Origin of the sequence: Aquimarina megaterium XH134 (genome assembly GCF_000520975.1) — a bacterium.
GTDB lineage: Bacteria > Bacteroidota > Bacteroidia > Flavobacteriales > Flavobacteriaceae > Aquimarina > Aquimarina megaterium.
The window spans coordinates 155,052-162,878 of the sequence record NZ_JACB01000016.1 but is presented as its reverse complement, the minus strand read 5'-3'; the positions used below and the strand labels follow the sequence as shown (position 1 = coordinate 162,878).

At 34.9% G+C, this 7,827-nt stretch carries 7 protein-coding genes; 1 reads left to right on the top strand and 6 read right to left on the bottom strand.

Features of this window, described 5'->3' with window-relative positions:
* Positions 1-439: 439 nt before the first annotated feature.
* Entirely contained in the window at positions 440-781 is a 342-nt protein-coding gene (locus Z053_RS0112435; protein ID WP_025665338.1) for a hypothetical protein, read from the top strand.
* Between the two features lie 230 nt (positions 782-1,011).
* Here Z053_RS0112435 and Z053_RS0112430 read toward each other — a convergent pair whose 3' ends face one another.
* The 6 genes from Z053_RS0112430 to Z053_RS0112405 form a co-directional block, all read right to left on the bottom strand.
* On the bottom strand, positions 1,012-2,322 hold the full coding sequence (locus tag Z053_RS0112430) for a zinc metalloprotease (RefSeq protein WP_025665337.1): 1,311 nt from the start codon (positions 2,320-2,322) through the stop codon (positions 1,012-1,014).
* Positions 2,323-3,353: 1,031 nt separating this feature from the next.
* Positions 3,354-4,088 (bottom strand): YqjF family protein, encoded by a 735-nt coding sequence (locus Z053_RS0112425; protein ID WP_025665336.1) that lies wholly within the window; start codon positions 4,086-4,088, stop codon positions 3,354-3,356.
* Between the two features lie 117 nt (positions 4,089-4,205).
* Positions 4,206-5,312 carry a glycoside hydrolase family 3 N-terminal domain-containing protein gene (locus Z053_RS0112420; protein ID WP_025665335.1) on the bottom strand — a complete coding sequence of 369 codons (1,107 nt, stop codon included), beginning with the start codon at positions 5,310-5,312 and terminating at the stop codon, positions 4,206-4,208.
* Positions 5,313-5,345: 33 nt separating this feature from the next.
* Positions 5,346-6,197 (bottom strand): sulfurtransferase, encoded by an 852-nt coding sequence (locus Z053_RS0112415; protein WP_035096008.1) that lies wholly within the window; start codon positions 6,195-6,197, stop codon positions 5,346-5,348.
* A gap of 17 nt (positions 6,198-6,214) precedes the next feature.
* Positions 6,215-6,670: a nuclear transport factor 2 family protein gene (locus Z053_RS0112410; RefSeq protein ID WP_025665333.1), complete on the bottom strand. Its 456-nt coding sequence runs from the start codon at positions 6,668-6,670 to the stop codon at positions 6,215-6,217.
* 39 nt (positions 6,671-6,709) lie between these two features.
* On the bottom strand, positions 6,710-7,705 hold the full coding sequence (locus Z053_RS0112405) for an NAD(P)H-dependent glycerol-3-phosphate dehydrogenase (protein WP_025665332.1): 996 nt from the start codon (positions 7,703-7,705) through the stop codon (positions 6,710-6,712).
* Between the last annotated feature and the right edge of the window lie 122 nt (positions 7,706-7,827).

Below are 7,827 nucleotides of genomic sequence, written 5' to 3'. Positions count from 1 at the left end.
GTATCGAGAATAGCTTTTTTAAACCAATAATCCTTGTCATCCTGAGTGTATCGAAGCACTCGAATTGACGCTTTTTTGATTCAAAAATCTTAAATGCACAACAAATTAAATACAATACCTTTTTTACAGATTTAAGGTATTCCTTTTTTCGGGACTACATTGCACATCCTACCTGGCAATCCTGTAAATCTGTTAATTATAAAGAGAAAGTAATGTATGGTAGATCATACGTTTTTACCAGGATTGTGATTAGAGCTTTAGTAGATTTTCTAATGTATAATTTGGACTTACCTCTTTACAAGTCGAGTACACTTATATCCGCTTCTTTTTTGAGAAGATAGCACTTGGCATGCATTTGATTTATCTAATGTGTGTTTTAGCAAAGGCCGGAGACTACGCTAATTTTATCTAAATCAAAGGAAATCATAACTATAAGCAGATGAAAATAGATCTAGACACTCAGATTTTTCCGCAATTTAAATTATCCACACAGCAGGATTTGATCTTATATCTTATTAAGAACGAATTAGTAGGAACCCGGTTTATCAATCAATTGGCCTCGGTAGGTTTCGACACTTCTTTTTTTAGTGTAGAACTGGGGATGGCCATTTTATCACTAATGGGCTTTAAAACCCGAACCGATGCTTTGTGGGAGTGGTATCATGATACTGTAGATCTATATGCAGCAAAAATTTGTCTAGACGATCACGCCGTTACCAGAGCCGTTACTTTTGATTTTTATATTGCATTACGCATCAAGCTACATAGCGAACAAGGGTAATTTAATAAGTAATGTGATAGAAAAATTTGTTTACCCTCAATTTATAAAACTATACAATTGAGGAAAACAATCTGTTTTTAATGCTGGTCTTTATGCCGTCGAGAATACACTATAACAGTTGATTTGGTTAATCCCCCAGAAGCAAGACCTTGCCTCTAGGGAATTTTTATTAAGAAAACTTATGCAACAATAGTTGTGGTTTCTGTATCTGAGTTAAGAATATCGAGAAATTAAAATTCCTCACCGCCACCACCGCCATTAGAGCAGTCTACAAACTCGACTTCTGTGCCAGACCATTCTGTAGTGCCACAAGAGTTGGTTCTTCTTACTTCAAAAAGATACCAACCAGGAGTTGGAGTATAATGTAAGGTTCCAGAATTTCCCGAGTAATTAGTCGATGGGCTGTATACAATAGATAGATTAGGATATCTACGTAGCCTTATTTGGTGTGTTGTACCCGATAATCTCGGAGCAATGCTATAGGTATTACCTGTGTGACTAGAACAAAAATAACCGATCTCACCTATACCATTTTCGAATTCGATCATACTTAAATCTACGACAGCTTCTCCTATCCAAATATTTCTACGGACCGTATGTGACGGTAAAGTAGCTTGAATAAATCCAGACCCGTTAAACGCGCTATTTGTAGGTCTTACCGTAATACTGGTATTTGTCGAGGATACGATTTGAAGATTTGAAGAGGTTGTCCAGTTTATTGGGATAGTCGAAATACTCGCAGTATATGTCACAGTAGAAGTGTTGCATATTAGCGATGATCCCACTAAAGTGAGCGGAGGAAATAAGTGTCTTATTGCTATAAAATCCCCGGCACTAAAGTTGTTTATTGAGCATGCTTTACCACCGTTCATTACAGATTGCGCATCTGTACTTGGTGTACCTGGGATAAGACTTGCAGAAGTTTGATTGGTATGCATAATACCCAGATTATGACCCAGTTCATGTTGTACATTAGAAATTCTCATATTCTGCGTAATGGCCCCACTACATGCATTAAAATCTGGATTTACCCAGATTCTTACTCCAGGCAAACCGTTGGTTGTAGGAAATGTTCCTCTTCCGAAAACATTGGCAGCTAAATTCATACTAGGATCTTGTGAGTCATACATGATCTGGATATGGGCATTGGCAGCCGTAGCAGTTATATTAAGAAACAAACCCGAACTAGTAGCGTTCCAGCGACCAATTGCGTTTATAGAAGCGTTTCTCCAATCTACATTCATACCGGGATTTATAAACACATTGATATTGTTAATCGTTACAGCATTGGGATGTTCTCTTTGTTTAGTGCTGGATTTTTTAGGAGCATGGTATTTTTTGTTTTTATAAAAAACCATATCTCCATCTACCAAATAATAGGTTCCTTTGTCTTCGATTAGATCATCAGAAAACCCCCAGCTCTTTAAGGTTTTGAGTACAGCATCGTTTTGTGATAAATTTTCGTTTTCTACCAGAGGATCTTCTTCAGAACATCCTAGGAGGATAGCGAACAACAGACTTAAAATACTTAGTTTTTTCATATTATTGAGTTTTAATTTTTGCCCTACTTTGTTATGGAGTGTTCGGGTCACATTTTTCTCCTTGTGATTAATAGCTCCTGGCGGTAGTGAAGTATTTTTTGTTATTGCGAAGCCTATTTTGTTTCTTAAGATTAGCTTAAAGAAATTGAATTTCTCTTTTGTAATATGCACCGTGTGCTATTACTTATAATGGCATCATTATCTTTTTCCTCTTGTTTTTAATAAAGGGGCTGAGGTTTTGGATTACACAGCCAATGAGACTTAAGAATCATAAAACAGCTTTGATACCTATTAGAATTCGTTATCGCGAAATTGAGAGTTGTATACTTACGGTGTGAGTAACCATAAGGTTTTTTGTGTGAGTGTTTTCATAATCTTTCCGTTGGTTAATATTAATCATTGCTAAGCTTTACAAGGTTGTTTCTTTTTACCTTGCTTACTTTAGATACTCTAAATTTAGGAATTTTTTTGTGTAAAACCCGATAGTGTTGATTTAAGGCGCAAATTCGATAGCACAGATTTGTAATCTGTGAAACAACCAAAATATTAATAAGTTAGCTGTAAATAAGATCGTTTTAAACCCAGAGAATTATGTTTTTGATTCTACAATAAATCATGCAGGTTTAGTCACGAATTAGAAGTTGTTTCTTTACATGTATTCTGAAGTTTTAAAAACACGGATTACAAATCCGCGTCATCAGATTTTTATGCACGGATTGAAAATCCTCGCCATCAAATAATTTTATATAAGAAATGGTATACATAATGCATATAAAGATGCTATTTAGAAAACTATATAATTGAGGAAAACAATCTGGTTTTTGTAGTGTTATTTATTTTGTTTCGGTAGCTTTTTGTTTGATCTTTTTTATTAAAAAAACTTGATTACTAATAATATACCATCTGTTTCTTGTTTTTTGTTGAAATATATCTAGGACAAATTATGTTGTTTTCTATTGTAATAGCATACTATGTTTTCGTCTATTTTTTCTAGTGCATTACTCGTAATAATGGTGCGCAAAAACTAATATTCATAATGGTAAGATTCTTTCTTTTTTGTTCTTCCCCCAGGCAATTACGTTTACCCCTTTTGAATATTGAATTTTATCTGGCTTACCCTGGATTAGTTTATCAAATCTTGTGTAGTTTACCTTTAGCTTAGTAAGCTCGATTTTTTGTATTGGCCATTCGATATGATGAATCTCAAACTCATTAATTGACTTCTCTGTATCTTGAAACAAAGCATATCTTTCTGTAAGCCATGTGTCGAGAGCACCTTTATCCGTAATTTTTTCTCCAATAGAAAATTGTATGTCTAGTTCGTCTTTAAACTCTGGATTTGTTGACTGATATTGGTGTTTACTTCGTTTTATTTTTGAATACCGATATGGCAATTGAGAAATTGCCTTAGCTATTTTACAGGATAAGCTTGTTCCTCCTTCTATGCTTAGAAAATAGACTCCCGTTTTTGTATTAGACTTAACATACGTTCTAATATTAATTTCATCAAAATTAGAGATCGGAGGAAATGGTGGTAGGTTTTTAGGTCGAATTTTTTCCATAGTAAAAGCTACCAAAGAAACCCAGGGTTTACCTTCAAAAAGATCAATTTCTAGCTCTTTAGGAACAAATTTTTGTAATTCTGATACTTCGACCTCCCAATGAAGAAATATTGCATTGTTCCATTCCTGGTAGAATTTCCAGTTTTTATCAGGGATTTTCCAGGGTCGGTGTTCGGTCGTATTTAATAGTTCCTTGATTGACACAGTTAATAAAACAAGATGTTTATTTGTATAATTTGTTTACTACAATTTTAATTAGAATTGAGAATTTTTGCTTTTCCAGATCCCATTAGGATATATGATGGAGAGTATTTCTATCAACTATCTAATGACCCCGGCACATACTTTTAATCGTAAAATTTTCTTTACCGATTGCATTACCTGTTTTTTATAGGCTGCATCAGTTTTCATTTCGGCAAGGATAGCATTTATCGTTTTTATTTCGTTTTGTGGCATCAGAATTAAATCACAACCTGCTTTAGAAGCAAGTAGGGGGGCGTTGTCTAATATAGTAACAGCTTTCATAATATTAAGTGCATCAGATATAATAATACCTCTAAAATCCATTTTCTCTTTTAATAAGCCAGTAACAATTTTTTTAGAACAGCTAGATGGTAATCCATCGGTATCATACTCCTCATTATTTTTGATAGTGATGTGGGCAACCATAATAGAGAGTACACCATCTTCGATAATTTTTGTATAGTTATCTACCTCTTGCAAAGGGCCATCTATGTATACACTTTGCTTGTGGGTATCTCCTTTTACAAGACCATGACCGGGAAAATGTTTTGCGGTGGCTATGATCCCACTTTCCTGAGAACATTTTATAAATTGATTGGCAAGACGAACAACATCTTCTTTATTATCTCCGTAACTTCTGGATTTTATAGCCTCATTATTAGGGCTGATATCCAGTACAGGGGCATAGTTATGATGCACACCAATATCTCTAAGTTCCTGGTTGATGATATTAACTACAGAATCGGATTGTGCTTCGGTTTTGATATCAATGGTTTTACCTACTTTACGGGCTCCTTTAATTCTACTAGAGAATAAACTAGGCTCGGCATCCATACTAAACAAAAGCGGAACAGTCTTATTTTTTGTAGTAATAGCATTAATTGCGTTAATATCTTCGGTATGTTTTTGTTTATGCCCTTTTAGATAGACTACACCTCCAATTGCATTTTGCATGGCTAATTTACGAACGGTAGCTGCTGGCTTACCTATTTCTCCGCCAGAAGTGATGATCATTTGGGCTACCTTTTGTCGGTCGCTTAATGTGTTAAAAATAGAATCTACAGTATATTCTAATTCAGAAGTATAGGTATAAAAATCTTGTAAGCTAAATTTTGGTGCTTTTTGTGCATAGCTGGTGGTCGATACTAAGACAATGCAAAAAATCAATCGAAAAAAACAGTTCATATAATATAATTAAGTAGATATTTTGATTTGTGTTTAACACTGAATAGGAACTTCATCTAATTGTCCCCATTCGCTCCATGATCCATCATATACAGATACATCATGATATCCCGCCAACTCTGCAGCAAGCATAATAATACACGCGGTAATGCCTGATCCACATGTAAAGATCAGTTTTTTGTCTTCAATGTTAAAATGTTGTAGAATTTCTTGTAATTCGGCAGTAGATCTCATTTTACCATCATCAAGTACTTTTGTATAATGCAGATTCATTGAATTTGGAATATGCCCTCCTTTAAGACTTTCTCTGGGCTCGGGTTCTGATGCAGTAAATCTACCTGGTGAACGTGCATCTAGTATTAGAGTGCTTTCAGAATTCATTTCTGTAAGTACCGTTTTAGCATTGGTAACCAACTTAGAGATGTAATTGGCTTCAAAATTTCCACGGTTGTATTTTTGTGGTATGGTATCTTCAGTTTCACAAGGTTGTTCTGCTTTTTGCCAAGCGGGGAGGCCACCATCTAATACAGCAACGTTTTGATGCCCCATAGCAATAAACATCCATCGTACTCTTGGACTAGAGTAGATTCCTAAGGTGTCATAGATCACTATGGTATGATGAGAACTAATACCTAATATTTTACAAGCTTCTGAAAAAGCTTCTGCAGAAGGAAGCATATTAGGAATATCGGTAGTTGTATCAGAAAAAACATTTTTGATATCAAAAAACCGAGCTCCTTTGATCTTTAGGTTCGAATTTGTTGACTCATTTGGTGCGGTTACTTTTTTGATTGTAGCATCCAGAATGACCAAATCAGGATGATCTAAATGCTTAGAAAGCCAGTTTACCGATACAATGGGTTGTGTGATTTGTAGTGTATTCATAGGTTAGGGTATCAAAATCAGGACGCCATAAATTTATCGAGCATTTTATTGGTTTGCCGAATTAGTTTTTTCTTAAAAAAACTAGTCCCACCAAGCAAAGCACCTTTCCATCCGATAGCCTGAGAAGCCCAACGGTGTAGGTTAAAATCATCTGTGTGTTTTATGATTTTGCCATCTTTAAATTCGAATTGAGCATCGATCTTATTATGAACCGATCTGCCTGTTTTACTGAAAGAGTACCAGGCCTCCCAATGCGCTGATCCATTTTGATCATTAGCTTCAACTTGTGAAAATTCTACTCTAAAATTTCTTGCATTTTTACATAGCATACGCCACATACCTTTTGCACGATTACCTTTTAGTTTTCCAAAACCAGGATCTTCAAATACCACATCATCATGATAACATGATATCATAGTTTCGGCATCGAGATTGCTTAATCCGGTATAAAATGTTTCGATAAGCTTCTTCATAAGATGTATAAATAATCAGAGGCATGAAGATAAGAATAATTAGTCTAGCTTATCAGTTAGTTTCTTAAATACTTTTTTCGGATTTTTATTTTCATATAACACAGCGTGTACTGCGTCAATAATAGGAGTTCGAGCAGCTTTGGTGGCATCGAGTTCATATGCGGTCTTTGCGGCATAATATCCTTCGGCAATCATACTCATTTCCATCTGGGCGCTTTTTACCGTGTACCCTTTACCGATCATATTACCAAACATTCGATTACGAGAAAAAATAGAATACCCGGTAACCAATAAATCCCCCAAATAGGCAGAATCGTTAATGTTACGTTTCATTTTATGTACTTTTTTAATAAAACGTTTCATTTCACGAATAGCATTACTCATAAGAACACTCTGAAAATTATCACCATACCCTAGACCATGCGCAATCCCTGCCGCTACAGAATAGATGTTCTTGAGTACTGCAGCATATTCGGTACCGATAATGTCATCGCTTGTTTTACATTTAATATAATCACTACTTAAATGATTCGCCATTATTTTGGCTTTTTCTTCATCATTAGAAGCAATAGTAAGATATGATAATCGTTCTAGCGCAACCTCTTCTGCATGACATGGCCCGGTAATTACCCCAATATTATTAAAAGGAATGTTATACTCGTCATGAAAATGCTCTCCTACAATAAGACCTGTCTCTGGAACAATACCTTTTATGGCCGAAAAAATAATCTTGTCTTTTAAAGATATTGTTAATTTTTTGAGTTCACTATGTAGAAAAGCAGATGGAATAGCAAAAATCAGGTAATCTGCATAGGCAACAGCTTCGTTTATATCATTAGTGAGTTTAAGTTGTTCAACTTTAAATTCGACAGAACTTAAATAATTAGGATTGTGTTGTTGTCTTTTAAGATGCTCTAAAGCATAAGTACTTCGCATATACCATCCAACTTCATTTAGGTTTTCGGTAAGCATTTTTACAATGGCAGTTGCCCAACTACCACCTCCCAGTACTGCAAATTTTGGATTTTTTTCCATAAAAAATATTGTGGGTTCAAAAATAGGAAAAATACAATTCAAAATAAAGATCTGATAATCAGTTTATTATAATTTTGGCACGCGTTTTGGTTCTCAATTAATGAAATTGAAAACACACAGCA